The following is a 16,725-nucleotide window of genomic DNA, read 5'->3' as shown; positions in this document are numbered from 1 at the left end:
AGCGCGAGCATCTCAGCTCGGCGAAGCGCGGCGATCCGCGGTCGGGTGCGCGCACATTATCGGTAAAGCTCGCGGGCCACGTTCAGCGGCTCGAAGCGCGAACTTCAAGAACCATTGTACCGGTTCGGGCGGATTTGCCGAGGTAGTACTACGCTTTGTCGTCATGGGAGCCGAATCGTCGCCGTCCACAGCATCATCCAGCCCGACCCTCGTCCCCGCCGACCATCCCGGTGTCGCCGAGTTGTTCGCGGTGATCGCCTACGGCGAGATCGCCGCGTTCTACCGGCTCGCGGACGATGCGAAGTTCTCCCCGTCGGTGCGGGGTCGTGTCGCCCTCGCGAGCATGGCGGCGGCCGAGATGAGCCACTTCGAAGCCCTGCACGCGGCGCTCGCCGACCGGGGCGTGGAGATCTACGCGGCGATGGAGCCGTATCGGCAGGCCCTCGACGCCTACCACGCATCCACCACCCCCTCGACGTGGCTCGAATCTCTCGTCAAGGCGTATGTGGGCGACGGCATCGCCGCCGACTTCTACTGTGAGATCGCCGACCGGCTGGACCCGGAGGTCGCGGCGGTCGTGCGCGACGTGCTCGCCGAGACCGGGCACTCCGAATTCGTCGTCCGGGAAGTGCGCGAGGTCGTGGAGCGGAGCCCGCTCCAGAAGGACCGCCTGATGTTGTGGGGGCGCCGACTGCTGGGCGAAGCGATCACGCAGGCCCAGTACGTGCTCGCCCAGAACGAGGAGCTCGCCGAACTGGTGATTCTGACCTCCGGCGACCTCGCCGGCATTGCCGCCCTGTTCGACCGTATGCAGGTCGAGCACACCAAACGGATGGCAGTGCTGGGACTGCATTAGCCTGGCGGTGACAAGCAGTACAGCCTGAGATTTCGGAGGTCCCCAGTGGAGGTCAAGATCGGCGTTGCGGACAGCCCGCGTGAACTCGTCCTCGTCAGCGACCAGACGCACGACGAGGTGGAAAAGCTTGTGACCGACGCGCTGAGCGGCAACGGCAGCGGTGTGCTCGCTCTCATCGACGAAAAGGGCCGCAAGGTCCTCGTGCAGGCGGCGAAGATCGCATACGTGGAGATCGGCCCCTCCACCATCGGAAAGGTCGGCTTCGCAGCCCTCTGACCGCGGGACCGATTACGGCGAGAGGCCGGGGCGCATTGCCCCGGCCTCTCGCCGTTTCACGGGAACGTCCGGCACAGAAGTGCTGCCGGAAGAAGTCAGCGCAACCGAAGCTCGGGCTGCAGCGGGACGTGCTTGAGGCCACCCCACGCCAACGCGACCGTCGTATCGACCGCATCCTCCTTCTGGATGGGCCGGGCGGCGTCGAGCCAGTAGCGAGCCGTGAACTGGCTGGTGCCCACCAGCCCGACCGCGAGAATGCGCGCCCGGTAGGGGTCGAGACCGGAATCGTGACTGACCAGGTCGAAGACGGCGTCCACGCACGCTTCCGTCGCCTGCTCCACGCGCCGGGAAACCTCCGGCTCACCCATGAGGTCCGACTCGAAGACCAACCGGAAACCCTGGCTGTCGTTGTCGACGAAGTCGAAGAACGCCTGAACCGCGGCCCGAACACGCTGACGGTTGTCGGTAGTGGAGCGCAGCGCCTGACGGACACCGTTGATAAGCACGTCCACGTAGTTCTGGAGGACCGCGCAGTACAACTCGAGCTTGCCGGGGAAGTGCTGATAGAGCACCGGCTTGCTCACACCCGCGCATTCCGCGATCTCGTCCATACCGGCGGAGTGGTAACCGCGTGTGACGAAAACTTCACTCGCGGCTTCGAGCAACTGGGCACGACGTTCGTCCCGGGGCATCCGGGCACCCCGCTTGTTGCTGCCGCGGCCGGAGGCCCGGTCGGCGAGTTCGGTCATGCTTGCTCCAGTCTGCGCACTTCGCCGAAAGTGAGCAGCGCCACTTCGGCCTCGATCGTTCTTGCAGGTTACAGGCCGCACCGCTTTTCTCCTGGTCGGCCCTCTGTCGAGTATCCGCTTTTATCGTCCCGCCCCGACCCGTCTGCGACGAGTCCGGGTCGCATTCACCGGGATGTGACATCCTTTCACCGTGATCGAGCGAGGAGGAGTGCGCCCGAGCGGGTCTACGGAGGACTCCCCCCGGACCCCGCCGCCCGGTCCTCCGGCACAGCGTCAGCCTTCCGAACCGCGACGGCCTTCGGGCGCGTCGCGGGTCCCGAAGCGCGACGCGTACCAGCCGTTGCGAGCCCAGTGGGATCCGGTGGCCGGCGACGACCCCGCGCGCGAACCCCGTCGGCCGCGTCCCGTCCGGGACGTGCGCAAGCAGAGTCCGCTCGGCAGGTTCGTCGCGACGTACGGATGGCGCGCCTACGTGGTGCCCGTGCTCGTCGTCGTGACGGTCATCGTGCTGTGGGACGCCGCCCGGGGAGCAGGTGACGGCGGCGGAGCCGTGGAGCAGAGCACCGTGGGATCGGACGAGATCTTCGCGGAGGCGCCTCCCGCCGACGGGGAGTTTCCGCCCGATGTCGCGTCCGGCACCCTGCCGGAGGGCGGCCCGTTCACCGTGCGCGGTGCGCAGCGGTGGAGGGTGCTGCCCGGGACGACCGAGCGCGTCGGTGCCGCGGCAGGACGCACCTTCACCTACACGGTCGAAATCGAGGACGGTATCGACACCGCGGGTTACGGCGGTGACGACGCCTTCGCTCTCATGGTCGACCGAACACTGGCAGATCCGCGCAGCTGGATCGGCAGCCCCGAATTCGCCTTCCGCCGGATCGACGTCGGCACCCCCGACTTCCGCATCTCCCTGACGTCCCAGATGACCATCAGGCAGGGATGCGGTTACGAAATCCGGCTCGAAGGGTCCTGCTACAACGCGTCGCTCGGCCGGGTGCTGCTCAACGAGGCGCGCTGGGTTCGCGGGGCGGTCGCCTTCCAGGGAGACATCGGTTCCTACCGGCAGTACCAGATCAACCACGAGGTCGGACATGCCCTCGGTTTCGCCCAGCACGAGCGGTGCACGGCGCCGGACGGACTCGCCCCGATCATGATGCAGCAGACCTTCGGAACCGACAACGACGACATCGCGCGGCTCGATCCCGGTGGCGTCGTCCCGGCCGACGGGCTGCGATGCCGTTTCAATCCGTGGCCGTACCCGAGGGCGTGAGCACTCGGCGCAACTGCGCTCGTGTGAGCGGCGGAACAGTGCTGCTGTGAGCGGTGGAACAATGGACACCACCCCGTACCGCCGCCCGAGGAGAATCCGTGACCGTAACGCCACCCTCCGTGGAGACGGGTGCATTGCCGCCCCTCGTCGAGCCGGCCGCCGACCTCGACCATGACGAGGTCGCCCGCTACAGCCGTCACCTGATCGTCCCGAACGTCGGCGTCACGGGCCAGAAGCGGCTCAAGAACGCGAAGGTGCTGTGCATCGGCGCGGGCGGACTCGGATCCCCGGTGCTGCTGTACCTGGCCGCAGCCGGCGTCGGCACCCTCGGCATCGTCGAATTCGACGAGGTGGACATGTCGAACCTCCAGCGGCAGGTCGTCCACGGCCGGTCCGACGTGGGCCGGGCGAAGGGCGAAAGCGCCCGCGACAGCATCGAAGCGATCAACGAGCACGTCGACGTGCGACTGCATCCGGTCCGTCTCGACTCCGGGAACGCGGTGGCGCTGTTCGAGGAGTACGACCTGATCGTCGACGGCACCGACAACTTCGCTACCCGCTACCTCGTGAACGACGCCGCGGTACTCGCCGGAAAGCCGTACGTGTGGGGATCGATCTTCCGCTTCGAAGGCCAGGTGTCGGTCTTCTGGGAGGACGCACCCGGCGGGCGGGGCCTGAACTACCGCGACCTGTATCCCGAGGCACCGCCTCCGGGCATGGTGCCGTCGTGCGCGGAGGGCGGCGTCCTCGGCGTGCTGCCCGGAACCGTGGGCACGATCATGGCAACCGAGGCCATCAAGCTGATCACCGGGATCGGTGAGCCGCTGCTGGGACGGCTGATGATCTACGACGCGCTGGCGATGTCGTTCCGCACCGTGACGCTGCGGCGTGACCCCGGACGAGTGCCGGTCACCGAACTGATCGACTACGACGCCTTCTGCGGCGTCATTCCCGACGACGCGGCCGCGGCGGCCGACGCGACGATCACACCGGGCGAGTTGCGCAGGATGCTCGACGAGGGCCGCGACATCGAACTCGTCGACGTGCGGGAACCGGTGGAGTGGGACATCGTCCGTATCGACGGTGCCCGGCTCGTTCCCAAGGGGCGGATCCTGTCGGGTGAGGCGCTCGCCGAACTGCCGCAGAACCGGCCGATCGTCCTCTACTGCAAGACGGGCATCCGATCGGCGGAGGCGCTTGCGGTGCTCGCCCGCGCCGGATTCTCCGACGCCACGCATCTTCGCGGTGGGGTGCTCGCGTGGGCGCAACAGGTGGATCCCTCGCTGCCCGTCTACTGATCCGCCGGGGTGTTTTTCGCGGGATTACGGCGGGTTGTCGCCCACCTGTGATCAGAAACCAGCGGAGTGCCTCCCGGGGACGAGAGGGACGCGCCGGTACCGTGATGGCGTGAGCTCACTCGAACCACCGCAGCACGTGTGCTCCACGTTCGGCCTCCGCGACGTCGAACCGGTCGCCCTCGGTGCCGACTGGGACGGGGGCTTCCGGTGTGGAGACGTGGTCCTGTCCAGGGTCGCGGACCACGCCCGCGCCGCGTGGTCCGCCAAGATCAGGGAGACCCTGACCGTCGACGGAGTTCGCCTCGCCCGGCCCGTCCGGTCGACCGACGGACGTTACGTGGTCTCCGGTTGGCGTGCCGACACCTACATCGTCGGAACATCCGAACCCCGGCACGACGAGGTCGTGTCGTTGTCGCTGCGCCTGCATGTCGCGACCTCGCAACTCGAGCGCCCCCGCTTTCTGCTGCAACCTCCGGTGGCGCCGTGGCAGGACGTCGACGTCTTCGTGGCCGCCGACCGCGCGGCGTGGGAAACGGTGCCCTTGCGTACGGCGCGCGCTGCCGGTGCTCCCGAGACGGTCACTCCCGACGGCCGCAAGAGCCTCGATCTCATCGGGCAACTCGCCACGTTCCGGAAACCGGTGCACCTGCCCGATCAACTCGTGCACGGAGACCTCTTCGGCACCGTGTTGTTCGCGGGACGGGCGGCCCCCGGCCTGACCGACATCACTCCCTACTGGCGTCCCGCCTCCTGGGCCGCGGCCGTCACCGTCGTCGACGCGTTGTCGTGGGGCGGCGCCGACGACGCCCTCATCACCCGCTGGGAAGACCTTCCGGAGTGGCCGCAGATGCTGTTGCGGGCCGTGATCTTCCGGCTCGCGGTGCATGCACTGCACCCGCGTTCCACCGAAGAGGCCTTTCCCGGGCTGGCGCACACCGCCGACCTGGTCCGATTCCTTCTCTGACTCCGGTTACATCCGTCTCACACCGCGGCGCACCGCCGGGTGAGCATCTCTTGACGCGACGGTCACCGCGTGCAGCACCATCGCAACACCGGTTGCCTACCTTGAGGTCATCACAGACCTGAGAAGGGTGGCCGGCATGGTGGATACGGTCCGAACCGAAACTCTCCGACAGAGATTCGCACGCAAGCACTACATCGACAGCTGGGACGCCGAGGATGTCGAGGCGTGGGAGAACGGCGGCAAGGACGTCGCCAAGCGGAACCTGATCTGGTCGGTGATCGCCGAACACGTCGGGTTCTCCGTATGGTCCGTGTGGTCGGTGATGGTGCTGTTCATGCCCACCGACGTCTACGGCATCGACGCCGCGGGCAAGTTCTTCCTCGTCGCGGTCCCCACCCTCGTCGGCGCACTGCTGCGCATCCCGTACACGGTGGCCACGGCACGATTCGGCGGCCGTAACTGGACGGTCTTCAGCGCTCTGGTGCTGCTGGTGCCGCTGCTCGGCGCGCTGTATCTGATGCTCAACCCCGGGCACTCGTACACGACGTTCATGCTGGTCGCCGCGCTGGCCGGCGTCGGTGGCGGCAACTTCGCCTCGTCGATGACCAACATCAACGCCTTCTACCCGCAGCGGCTCAAGGGTTGGGCACTCGGGCTCAACGCCGGTGGCGGCAACATCGGCGTACCGGCCATCCAGTTGGTCGGCCTGCTGGTGATCGCGACGGTCGGCAACACGGAACCGTGGATCGTCTGCGCGGCCTACCTAGTCCTCTGCGGCGTTGCCGCGGTCGGTGCCGCACTGTTCATGGACAACCTCGGCGACCAGAAAGCGGACCTGCGCGCGATGGGCCGGGCGCTGAAGTTCAGTGACTCGTGGGTCATCTCGTTCCTGTACATCGGCACGTTCGGATCGTTCATCGGGTTCAGCTTCGCGTTCGGCCAGGTCCTGCAGATCAACTTCCTCGCCGGCGGCGACACCGCGGCCCAGGCGTCGTTGCACGCAGCCCAGATCGCGTTCATCGGACCGCTGCTCGGCTCGATCTCCCGTCCCCTCGGCGGCAAACTCGCCGACCGTATCGGCGGCGGCAAGATCACCATGTACACGTTCGTCGGTATGGCACTCGCCGCTGCGGTGCTCATCGTCGCGGGCACCCTCGACGACGCGAGTGCCGGCGCAGCCAGCGGGGGTGTCTTCATCGCCATGGTGCTCGGATTCATCGCACTGTTCCTGCTGTCCGGTGTGGGCAACGGCTCGGTGTACAAGATGATCCCGTCGATCTTCGAAGCGAAGGCCCAGGGACTCCCCGGTGCCGATCGCGCCGAGAAGGCGGCGTGGTCGCGCAGCATGTCGGGCGCCCTGATCGGGTTCGCTGGTGCCATCGGCGGCCTCGGCGGTGTGGGCATCAACCTGGTCTTCCGCGGCTCCTACGGCGGCGAGGCGCAGTCCGCGACGATGGCCTTCTGGGTGTTCGCGATCTTCTACCTCGTGTGCATCGCGGTGACCTGGTTCGTATTCCTCCGTCGCCCGCAGCCCACCGTCACGCCGGCACCCGCACCGGCATCGGCGACACCGCTGTCCGACGCCACCGTCTGACTTCTTTCCCCTGCACGAAACAGAGAGAGATTTCCATGAGCCGCAAGAACGTGAGCCGCAAGAACGTTGTCGTCGTCGGACACGGAATGGTCGGACACCGCTTCGTTGAGGCATTGCGTGCCCGCGACGAGCAGGACGCATGGAAGATCACGGTGCTCTGCGAAGAACCGGACCCCGCATACGACCGCGTGGGACTGTCGTCCTACGTCGACACTTGGGACCGCAAAGAACTTGCGCTCGCCGGAAACGACTATGCGGCAGACACTCTCGTCAATCTCCGGGTCTCGACCCGCGTCGTGTCCGTCGACCGGGCCGCGCGGGTCGTGACCACCGATTCCGGTGACGCCCTGCCGTACGACGCGCTCGTTCTCGCCACCGGTTCGTACCCGTTCGTGCCCCCGATCCCGGGCAAGGATCTGCCGGGTTGTTTCGTGTACCGCACCCTCGACGATCTCGACGGCATCCGGGCGGCGGCAGAGTCGTCGGCCGCCCGCGGCGAGACGCCGGTCGGCGTCGTCGTCGGCGGTGGACTGCTCGGTCTGGAAGCCGCGAACGCGCTCCGCAGGCTCGGAATGGCACCGCACGTCGTGGAATTCGCACCGCGCCTGATGCCGTTGCAGGTCGACGAGGGCGGCGGCCGGGTACTCGAACGCCTCGTCACCGACCTCGGACTCACCGTGCACACCGGCGTCGGGACAGCCGGAATCACCGAGACCGCAGAGGGTCTCGTCGTCGAACTGTCCGACGGTTCGACGATCGACGCATCGGTGCTGGTGTTCTCCGCGGGAGTCCGGCCGCAGGACGCGCTGGCCCGCGACGCCGGTCTCGACCTCGGCGCTCGCGGTGGCGTTCTCACCGATCTCGGGTGCCGCAGCACCACGGACGACGCGATCTACGCGATCGGGGAGTGCGCCGCGATCGAGGGCACGTGTTACGGGCTCGTCGCTCCCGGATACAGCACCGCGGAGGTGGTGGCCGACCGACTGCTCGGCGGCGCTGCGGAGTTCCCCGGCGCGGACCTGTCGACAAAACTCAAGTTGCTCGGGGTGGACGTCGCGAGTTTCGGCGACGCGCACGGCACGACGCCGGGGGCACTCGAGGTGGTGTTGTCCGACTCGGCGAAGGGCACCTACGCGAAGCTGGTCGTGTCGGACGACGCGAAGACACTGCTCGGCGGAATTCTCGTCGGCGACGCATCGGCCTACGGCACGCTGAGACCCCTCGTCGGCCGGGAACTTCCCGGCGACCCGGCGACACTGATCTCGCCCGCGGGTGAGAAGCCCGGTGTGGGTGCACTTCCCGACGACGCCGAGGTGTGCTCGTGCAACGGCGTCACCAAAGACGCGATCTGCGGCGCGATTGCGGACGGTGCCTGCGACATCGCGCAGGTCAAGGCGTGCACCAACGCGGGCACCACGTGCGGCGGGTGCCTGCCGACGGTCAAGCAACTGCTCAGCAGTTCCGGCGTGCCGATGTCGAAGGCGCTGTGCGAGCACTTCGAGCAGTCGCGCGCCGAATTGTTCGAGATCGTGCGTGCCACCGAGATCCGTACGTTCTCGGCACTGATCGCGCGGTACGGCACGGGCCGGGGCTGCGACATCTGCAAGCCCGTCGTGGCGTCGATCCTCGCGTCCACCGACTCCGATCACATCCTGCACCGCCAGCAGGCGGGCCTGCAGGACACCAACGACCACTTCCTCGCCAACATCCAGAAGAACGGCACCTACTCGGTGGTGCCGCGGATGCCCGGTGGCGAATGCACACCCGAACAGCTCATCGTCATCGGCGAGGTCGCCCGGGATTTCGGGTTGTACGTGAAGATGACGGGTGGTCAGCGCATCGACATGTTCGGTGCCCGGGTGGAACAACTTCCCCTGATCTGGAAGCGGCTCGTCGACGCCGGGATGGAATCCGGTCAGGCGTACGGCAAATCGCTGCGCACCGTGAAGAGTTGTGTCGGTTCGACCTGGTGCCGGTACGGCGTGCAGGACTCGGTCGGGATGGCGGTGGACCTCGAACTGCGCTACCGCGGGCTGAGGGCGCCGCACAAATTCAAGTTCGGTGTCTCCGGTTGTGCCCGCGAGTGCGCCGAAGCGCGTGGCAAGGACGTCGGCGTGATCGCCACCGAGAACGGCTGGAACCTCTACGTCTGCGGCAACGGCGGGCAGTCGCCGAAGCACGCGCAGTTGCTGGCCGGCGGACTCGACGACAAGACCCTGGTGCGGTACATCGACAGGTTCCTGATGTTCTACATCCGGACCGCCGACCGCTTGCAGCGCACGGCGCCGTGGCTCGACGCCCTCGACGGTGGGCTCGAGCACCTCGAGGACGTCGTGTGCAACGACAGTCTCGGCATCGCCGCCGAACTCGAGGCCGCGATGGCCAAGCACGTTGTCGGGTACAAGGACGAGTGGGCCGGGGTGCTCGAGGATCCCGAACTGCTCGCGCGATTCGTGTCCTTCGTCAACGCGCCCGACCAGCCCGACCCGACCGTCCGATTCGACGATTCCGGGAAGCGGAAGGTGCCCGTTCTGGTCGGCATGCCGAAGATCGGCCGGGATGCACCCGCGTGACGTCCCTGCTTACGTGGAGGGAATCGGTGGGTAACGCACGCGAAACACCGTGGCCACAGAATGCCAGGACGGCAGTTTCAAGGAGGGACCATCAATGACCGTCATCGAGTCGCATACCGCTGAGGGTTCGACGCGTGCGAGCGTGTTCGACGGACGCCTGGAGTGGACGTCGGCGTGTCCGCTCAGTCACCTGATCCCCGGCCGCGGAGTAGCCGTCCTGCTGCGCGGGGGCGAACAGGTCGCGGTCTTCCTGCTCGACGACGGCACCCTGCGCGCCGTCGGCAACTTCGATCCCTTCGGCCGCGCCGCGGTGATGTCCCGGGGCATCGTGGGTGACCGCGGGGGCGAACCCACCGTCGCCTCACCCCTTCTCAAGCAGGTGTTCTCGCTCGACGACGGTCGATGCCTCGACGACCCGTCGGTGCGTCTGCCGGTCTACGACGTCCGCGTGTGGGCGGGCGTGGTGCAGGTCCACAGCCACCTCACCGGTGCGCGTGCCGACGGCGGTCCGGCGACCGACGCCGAGCTTTCGTGAACCAGGACAACATGCCGCTGCGCGGTTTCACCGTCGGGGTCACGGCGGCGCGTCGCGCGGACGAGTTCGCCACGTTGCTCACGCGGCGAGGCGCAGAAGTGGTGCACGCACCGGCCATCCGGATCATCCCGTTGTCGGACGACACCGAACTCGAACGGGTCACCCGCAGCATCGTCGCCTGTCCACCGGACATCACCGTCGCGACGACCGCGATCGGATTCCGCGGCTGGATGGGCGCTGCGGACGGATGGGGTCTTTCCGACGAGTTGGCGCGTTCTCTCGCGGGAAGCCGCATCCTGGCCCGGGGACCGAAGGTCACCGGTGCGATCCGTGCCGCCGAGTTGCGTGAGGAGTGGTCGCCGGCGTCGGAATCGTCTGCCGAAGTCCTCGAACATCTGCTCGCCGAGGGAGTTCGGGGCCGCCGGATCGCGGTGCAGTTGCACGGTGAGCGCACCGAGTGGGAGCCCGGAACCGACGTCTGTGAGGCCCTGCGCGCTGCGGGCGCGGACGTCGTCGCCGTCCCCGTCTACCGGTGGACCCCGCCCGACGACTCCGCCGCCCTCGACCGCATGATCGAGCAGATCGCGGACTACGGGCTCGATGCGGTGAGCTTCACGAGTGCTCCCGCGGTCGCATCGATGCTGATGCGCGCCAAGGAAACCGGGATGCTCGGACTGATGCTGCGAGGGTTGCGCACCGGTGTCGCCGCCGTGTGCGTCGGACCCGTCACCGCCGCGCCTTTCGTCGCTCTCGAGGTGCCGGTGACGATGCCGTCGCGTGCGCGTCTCGGGTCGCTCGCACGGCATCTCGCCGAGGAACTGCCACGCCGTGCCGTGCGCATCGAAGCCGGTGGGCACGTGCTCGGCATGCGGGGACGGTGCGTGATGGTCGACGACACCACCCGCTGCCTCGCCCCCGCGGGTATGGCATTGATCCGGACGCTGGCCGCGCGGCCCGGACGCGTCGTGTCCCGCGAAGAACTCCTCGCCGCGCTTCCCGGAGGCGGCGGAGACACCCATGCCGTCGAAACAGCCGTCGCGAGACTGCGTTCGGCGCTCGGCGCACCGTCGATCGTGCAGACCGTGGTCAAACGCGGCTACCGCTTGGCGGTCGATCCGGAAGGACTCTGAGCCATGACCGACCCCGCACTGCTGCTCGTCGCACACGGCACCCGCAATCCGCGCGGAGTCGAGATGATCGCCCGGCTCGCCGATGCGGTCGCAGGCCGGGTCGGTCCCACGCGCGTCGCGTTCGTGGACGTGCTCGGTCCGTCACCCGCCGAGGCGCTGCGGGAGATCCGCGGTCCGGTGGTGCTGGTGCCGGCGTTTCTGGCCTCCGGGTACCACGTGCACAACGATGTTCCCCGTGAGGTCGCCGAGAGCGGTCACGGCGACGTGGTGGTCACGCGGGCGCTGGGTCCCGACCCGGTGCTGGCGGGGGTGCTCGCGCATCGGTTGCGGGAGGCAGGTTGGCGACCGGGAGACGCGATCGTTCTCGCCGCCGCCGGTTCATCCGACGCGCGGGCCCTGCGAGACGTGCAACGGGCGGCCGACATGCTGTCGGCTCTGACGCGCACGACCGTGCGAATCGGTTACGTCGCGACCGGGGAACCCCGGGTGCCGCAGGTGGTCGCGGAGTTGCGCGAGCAGGGTGCGCGGGTGTTCGTCGCGTCGTACCTGCTGGCCGAAGGACTGTTCCATTCGAGGCTGTCCGATGCCGGCGCCGACGGCGCCGCGGCACCGCTCGGCGTCACCGAGCCTGTCGTCGACCTGGTCGCCCGGCGGTATCGCGCGGCCGTCCCCGCGCTGCGGGCAGGCGCAGGAGCGCGGCCGACCCGCTGACACGCGCCGGGGCACGTCACCGGGGAAGCGGCAGCAGTTCGACGACGTCACCGTCCGAGGCACGCGGAGGCACCAGGGCGATCGCAGTCCGTCCGATCAGCCCGGCCAGATGCGCGGTGCGTACGGCGTTGTCGCACAACCACTGTCCGTCGGCCCGCTGCCGCGCGGGCAGGAGCCGAGTCCGGTCGCCCTCGACGTCCGAGGCGTTCGCCAGAGCGCCGAGGAAACGCGGCGGCGGGGTGCGGCCGGTACGACCGTCGACGACCGCCGGAAGCATGACGAGAAGTGTGGACAACGCCGCAACCGGATTGCCCGGAAGACCCAGGACGGCACGGCCGTCGGGCAGCACCGCAGCGACCTGCGAACCGCCCGGCTTGCACCGCACCCGTTCGACGACGACGTGTGCGCCGGCCCGGTCGAGGGCCCCGCGCAGTTGGTCGGCAGCACCGCCACCGGTGGCGCCGACGATCACCAGGGCATCGGTGTCGAGGGTTTCGGGGAAGAGCGCGTCGAAACCGCCCGGGGTGTCGCGCAGATGGGTCTCGCCGACAGGTTCGGCACCGCACCAGCGGACGAAGCGGGGGAGCACCGGGCCCAGGGAATCCCGGGTCTGGCCCACCTGAAGGGGACCGTGACGCCGGATCTCGTCGCCGCTCACCACCACATGCACCCGCAGCGGGCCGCGCACGTCGATCTCGGCGACTTCACCGCTCAGTGCAGCCGACACGACGGCAGGAGTCACGTGCTCGCCGCTCGCCGCCAGCACGAATCCGGGATCCCAGTCCTCGCCGCGGCGACGCGTGTCGTCGCGCACCGGACACTCGGGAAGGCGGTACAGGCTGCTGCCCTCGACCCGGACGAATTCGTCCCGGATGACCGCGGTGGCGCCCGCGGGGAGATGCGCGCCTGTGGCGATCCGGGCGGCTTCACCGTCGCGCAGGGTCAGTCCCGCCCGATCACCCGCCTGCCGGACTTCGGGACGCAGGGTCCACGGGCCGCGACCCGCGACCGCGTAACCGTCCATCGCCGACGACGCTACGGCGGGCAGAGCCTCGGCCGCGACGAGCGGGGCGGCCAGGGTGGTGCCCTCCGCTGCACCGGGAGACACGCGCCGAACGGGTAACGGCAACAGGGCCTCTCGGACGAGGGCGCGCGCCTCGTCCGGGTCGGTGGCGGTGCGGCCCGGACCGTGGGCGACACGCGCGCGATGCAACTCGGCGGGCGTATCGCAGTCGGCGGTGCCGGGCACGGTGACCGAGACGTACCGGTCCGGGAACAGCGCTTTCATCGGCCGGCCGGACATCTCCGCGCCGAGCCCGGCCAGTCGTGCGGAGAGCGCGGGACCGCGCCAGACCGCGAGGAGATACTGCACCCGGCCGTCGTCGTCCACCGCGAAGGCGGCATCCGCGCCCGGATCGGTGTCGAGCGCCTCGAGCAGGGTCGCCACGACGTCCGCGGTGAGAAAGGGCAGGTCCGCCGCGAGAGTCACCACGACATCGGACGCGGGGTCCGCTGCGGCGAGTGCCGCGACCGGACCCGCACCGGCCGGTGACTCCTGCACCTGCACGATTGCCGGATCGAGGTCGTCGCGCCGAGGGCCCACCACGGTGATGCGAGCACAACCGGCGACGGATGCGAGGGCGGTGTCGAGGAGGCGTCGGCCGCCGACCGTCAGGGCGGGTTTGTCGACGCCGCCCAAGCGGGTCGCGCGGCCGCCCGCCACGATCACTGCCTCGACATCGGTCAGTCCGCTCATGTCTTCATGCTGCCCCATGACGCGGCAGCTTTCGCGGGGGCCGCCCGACCTGCGTGTGTCGTTCAGTAGTTCTTGGGCATCGAGCTCAACCGGGCGAGCAGAGGCGCTGCGTCGATCAGTGTGCGTGCCTCGGCCGGAGTCAAGGTATCGACCAGGTCGTGTACGCCTTTGGTCCACATCGCGTCGATCAGTTCGTTGTTGTGCCGGGCCAGGTCGGTCTGGTGAATCCGGTGTGACCGCCGGTCGTTGGGATCGGCGCGTCGCTCGAGTAGTCCCCGTTCGACGAGGCGGCTCACGGTGGTGCTGACGTTGCTGTTCTGCAGGTCGAGTGCGCGCGCGAGTTCCGACACCGAGCTTCCGGGCCGCTCCGCCACCGTTCGCAGGACCTCGATCTCCGAGTTCGGCATCGCCGACAGGCCGGCCTCACGTTCGCCGAACCTCCGGAGCGCCCACACCAGGGACCGAGCCGTCCGGGCGAGATTCTCGACGTCACTTTCGCTTACGGCCTGCGGATTCATAGTGCTACGATACTAGCTCGCAAATCTATATATAAATATAGATATAAATCTGTACCGAAAGGCGAGCATGCCCCCGCAACCCCCCGCGACCTCCGAGACGCTGGAAACCTCCGGCCACATCGAGACCGACGCAGAAACCGGCACTCCGTTCCCGGGCAAACTGATCGCGGTCCTGGCGCTCCTCGCAGCCGTGGCGCCGCTGGCAATCGACATGTACCTGCCGGCCTTCCCCGCGATGGCCGAGGAATTCGGCACCAGCGCGTCGGCGATCCAGCTGACCCTCACGACCTTCCTGCTCGGCATGGCCATCGGTCAGCTCGTGTTCGGGCCGTTGTCCGACCGGTTCGGCCGCCGGCCGCTGCTGCTCATCGGCGCACTGGCATGCGCGGTGTTCAGCGCGGCGAGCGCACTCGCACCGACCATCGAACTGCTCGCGGGAGCAAGGTTCGTGCAGGGCTTCGCCGGTGCCGCCGGCATCGTGCTGGGACGCGCGGTCATCTCCGACCGTGCGAAGGGTGTCGCAGCAGCGAAACTGTTCGGCCTGCTTGTCGTGATCAACGCGGTGGCCCCCATCGTCGCGCCCCTCGTCGGCGGCGTGATCGTGACCAATCTCGGCTGGCGTGCTGTCTACTGGGTGCTCGCCGGGTTGTCCTTGCTCATGTTCCTGGCCGTGCTGTTCCTCGTCCCCGAAACTCACCCCGTCGAGCGTCGCACCCAGGGCGGTGCCTCCGCGATGCTGCGTGACGCGCGCGAAGTTCTGCGGAACCGCCGCTACGTCGGCTACACCCTCGCCTACGCCTTCGCCTTCGGCGTGATGTTCGCCTACATCTCCGCGTCGCCGTTCGTGCTGCAGAACGTCCACGGCATGTCCACCGGCTGGTACACGGTGGCCTTCACCGCCAACGCGCTCGGCCTGGTCATCGGCAGCGTCGCGAACGACAACATCGTCCGCCGCATCGGCTCGGGCCGGACACTGCGGATCGGACTGACGATCCTCGCCTCGATGTCGGTGCTGATGCTGATCAACAGCCTTGCCGGACCGGCGATGTGGGTGACGCTCGTTCTGCTGTGGTGCACGATGACCAGCCTCGGCCTCATTATCGCGAACGCCACCACCCTGGCCCTCGGCCAGGCTCAGCGTGCGGCAGGCACCGGTTCCGCGCTGCTCGGCGCACTCCAGTTCCTGCTCGCGGCAGCGATCGCGCCGCTCGTCGGCATCGGCGGAGAGGAGACCGCCGTCCCCATGGCCGTCGCGATGGTCGTCAGCGGTGTCATCGCACTGGGTGCGATGGCGCTGACCAAACCGGCACGCGCCTGACGCTCGGCCGTATCACTCCTCGTCGCCGGGTGGGTCCGGAAGTCCGGACCCACCCGGCGCGGGCCGTTTCGGGGACGATGCGAAACGGTGTCGGGCCCGGGCCAGGTCGACGCGATCACCGTGCAGGGGTGTGCCTTCGAGCGCAAGCTTCGCCAGTTGCCGGTGGGCGAGGTGGGCCGCCGGCCGCCCCGACGCCGGTACGACCCGATGCCACGGGAGGTCGGCCGTGTCGGTGCGCATGATCCACCCGACCGTGCGCGGGCTGGAAAGCTCCGCGGCATCGGCGATGTCGCCGTAGGTGGCGACGCGCCCCGACGGGATCGCGGCGACGAGCGCACGCACGTGCTCGATCTGGTCGTCGGTGGTCGCGGCCATCTACAGCACCCGGGCGATGAGAGCGGCGGTCTCGGCGGGACGAGCCTGCTCGATCATGTGGTCGCAGTCGATCTCGACCTCGGTCAGGTTCGATCCGAGCCGCTCGGCGAGGGCGGCGCGGAACTCGGGAGAGGTGTACCCGGGTTGCACCTTCCCGGCCCGCGCGAACACGGTCGGGATGTGCGCCGGCGGCAGCACGTAGTCCCGGGCCAGTTCGCTCCACGACGTCACCGACGCGGGGAGGCACACCCGCCAGGCAACGCGTCCCGAGTCCAGCTTCACCAGGTGCTCGTCGATCTCCGCGTCGAGCAGTTCCGGCGCGACCTCCGCCCAATCGGCATGGACTTTCTCGGCGCGCGCTTCGGCCTCGTCGGTGTAATCCGGGTAGCGGGCCGTGGAGTCGGCGACCTCGAGCATCTGCTCCGGCGGCAGGGCGATGGCGGGATCGAGCAGTACGAGCGAGCGGACCCGTTCGGGCGCCGCAGCGGCGAGGTACAGCGCGAGTGCACCCCCGAACGAATGGCCCACGACCGTCACCGGGCCCGAGGCATGCGTGTCGAGCACGTCGAGCAGATCCGCGACGTGCCGCTCGAACGTCCACGGCGGTGTCCACGGCGAGTGGCCGTGGCCGCGCAGGTCCGGTGCGATGAACCGGGCCCGGGGAAGATGACGGTTCGCCACGTTCCGCCACCGGAGACCGTGACCGGTGAGTCCGTGCAGCGCGAGGATCTGCGGTCCGTCGGCGGGGCCGAACAAGTGGGTGTGGAGGTTCTCGGCAGCGCTCACCCCGCCCACTATGGCACCC

16 protein-coding genes are annotated in these 16,725 nt (G+C 68.7%); 11 read left to right on the top strand and 5 right to left on the bottom strand.

Translation table 11 applies throughout. From position 1 onward, the window contains the following. Positions 1-163: 163 nt before the first annotated feature. Positions 164-856, top strand: a complete 693-nt coding sequence (locus AC0B44_RS06470) for a ferritin-like fold-containing protein (protein ID WP_471902112.1) — start codon at positions 164-166, stop codon at positions 854-856. 45 nt (positions 857-901) lie between these two features. Further along, on the top strand, positions 902-1,132 hold the full coding sequence (locus AC0B44_RS06465; RefSeq protein ID WP_471902111.1) for a DUF3107 domain-containing protein: 231 nt from the start codon (positions 902-904) through the stop codon (positions 1,130-1,132). A 95-nt stretch (positions 1,133-1,227) separates the two neighbouring features. Here AC0B44_RS06465 and AC0B44_RS06460 read toward each other — a convergent pair whose 3' ends face one another. Next, a complete protein-coding gene (locus AC0B44_RS06460; protein ID WP_471902110.1) occupies positions 1,228-1,881 on the bottom strand; it encodes a TetR/AcrR family transcriptional regulator in 654 nt (217 codons plus the stop codon). 190 nt (positions 1,882-2,071) lie between these two features. Between AC0B44_RS06460 and AC0B44_RS06455 the strand changes: the two genes are divergently transcribed. The 8 genes from AC0B44_RS06455 to AC0B44_RS06420 all read left to right on the top strand — a co-directional run bounded on the left by AC0B44_RS06455 (position 2,072) and on the right by AC0B44_RS06420 (position 11,953). Then, positions 2,072-3,148 (top strand): DUF3152 domain-containing protein, encoded by a 1,077-nt coding sequence (locus tag AC0B44_RS06455; protein WP_471902109.1) that lies wholly within the window; start codon positions 2,072-2,074, stop codon positions 3,146-3,148. Positions 3,149-3,246: 98 nt separating this feature from the next. After that, positions 3,247-4,446: an adenylyltransferase/sulfurtransferase MoeZ gene (moeZ, locus tag AC0B44_RS06450; RefSeq protein WP_471902108.1), complete on the top strand. Its 1,200-nt coding sequence runs from the start codon at positions 3,247-3,249 to the stop codon at positions 4,444-4,446. 109 nt (positions 4,447-4,555) lie between these two features. Then, a complete protein-coding gene (locus AC0B44_RS06445) occupies positions 4,556-5,410 on the top strand; it encodes a TIGR02569 family protein (RefSeq protein WP_471902107.1) in 855 nt (284 codons plus the stop codon). 136 nt (positions 5,411-5,546) lie between these two features. Next, positions 5,547-7,004 carry an MFS transporter gene (locus tag AC0B44_RS06440; protein ID WP_471902106.1) on the top strand — a complete coding sequence of 486 codons (1,458 nt, stop codon included), beginning with the start codon at positions 5,547-5,549 and terminating at the stop codon, positions 7,002-7,004. Positions 7,005-7,054: 50 nt separating this feature from the next. After that, positions 7,055-9,577, top strand: coding sequence for a nitrite reductase large subunit NirB (nirB, locus tag AC0B44_RS06435; protein ID WP_471902313.1), 2,523 nt, complete (start codon positions 7,055-7,057; stop codon positions 9,575-9,577). 94 nt (positions 9,578-9,671) lie between these two features. Continuing rightward, positions 9,672-10,112, top strand: a complete 441-nt coding sequence (nirD, locus tag AC0B44_RS06430) for a nitrite reductase small subunit NirD (protein ID WP_471902105.1) — start codon at positions 9,672-9,674, stop codon at positions 10,110-10,112. Positions 10,113-10,123: 11 nt separating this feature from the next. After that, positions 10,124-11,242: a uroporphyrinogen-III synthase gene (locus AC0B44_RS06425; RefSeq protein WP_471902312.1), complete on the top strand. Its 1,119-nt coding sequence runs from the start codon at positions 10,124-10,126 to the stop codon at positions 11,240-11,242. A gap of 3 nt (positions 11,243-11,245) precedes the next feature. Then, the gene (locus tag AC0B44_RS06420) at positions 11,246-11,953 is read left to right on the top strand and encodes a sirohydrochlorin chelatase (RefSeq protein ID WP_471902104.1); all 708 of its coding nucleotides are present in this window, start codon (positions 11,246-11,248) and stop codon (positions 11,951-11,953) included. A 16-nt stretch (positions 11,954-11,969) separates the two neighbouring features. Here AC0B44_RS06420 and AC0B44_RS06415 read toward each other — a convergent pair whose 3' ends face one another. Together AC0B44_RS06415 and AC0B44_RS06410 are read right to left on the bottom strand one after the other, a co-directional pair. Next, complete coding sequence (locus AC0B44_RS06415) at positions 11,970-13,709, bottom strand: NTP transferase domain-containing protein (RefSeq protein WP_471902103.1); 1,740 nt, start codon at positions 13,707-13,709, stop codon at positions 11,970-11,972. Positions 13,710-13,771: 62 nt separating this feature from the next. Beyond that, the gene (locus AC0B44_RS06410; RefSeq protein ID WP_471902102.1) at positions 13,772-14,227 is read right to left on the bottom strand and encodes a MarR family winged helix-turn-helix transcriptional regulator; all 456 of its coding nucleotides are present in this window, start codon (positions 14,225-14,227) and stop codon (positions 13,772-13,774) included. A gap of 67 nt (positions 14,228-14,294) precedes the next feature. Here AC0B44_RS06410 and AC0B44_RS06405 point away from each other — a divergent pair, with 67 nt between their 5' ends. Then, on the top strand, positions 14,295-15,545 hold the full coding sequence (locus AC0B44_RS06405) for a multidrug effflux MFS transporter (protein ID WP_471902101.1): 1,251 nt from the start codon (positions 14,295-14,297) through the stop codon (positions 15,543-15,545). Between the two features lie 12 nt (positions 15,546-15,557). Here AC0B44_RS06405 and AC0B44_RS06400 read toward each other — a convergent pair whose 3' ends face one another. Beyond that, positions 15,558-15,920 (bottom strand): MGMT family protein, encoded by a 363-nt coding sequence (locus tag AC0B44_RS06400; protein WP_471902100.1) that lies wholly within the window; start codon positions 15,918-15,920, stop codon positions 15,558-15,560. Continuing rightward, the gene (locus tag AC0B44_RS06395; protein WP_471902099.1) at positions 15,921-16,715 is read right to left on the bottom strand and encodes an alpha/beta fold hydrolase; all 795 of its coding nucleotides are present in this window, start codon (positions 16,713-16,715) and stop codon (positions 15,921-15,923) included. It abuts the gene before it with no gap. Positions 16,716-16,725 lie beyond the last annotated feature (10 nt).

The organism is Rhodococcus sp. NPDC019050, assembly GCF_055664235.1.
Note: the sequence above shows the minus strand (reverse complement) of the source record. Positions and strands in the feature narration are given on the sequence as shown.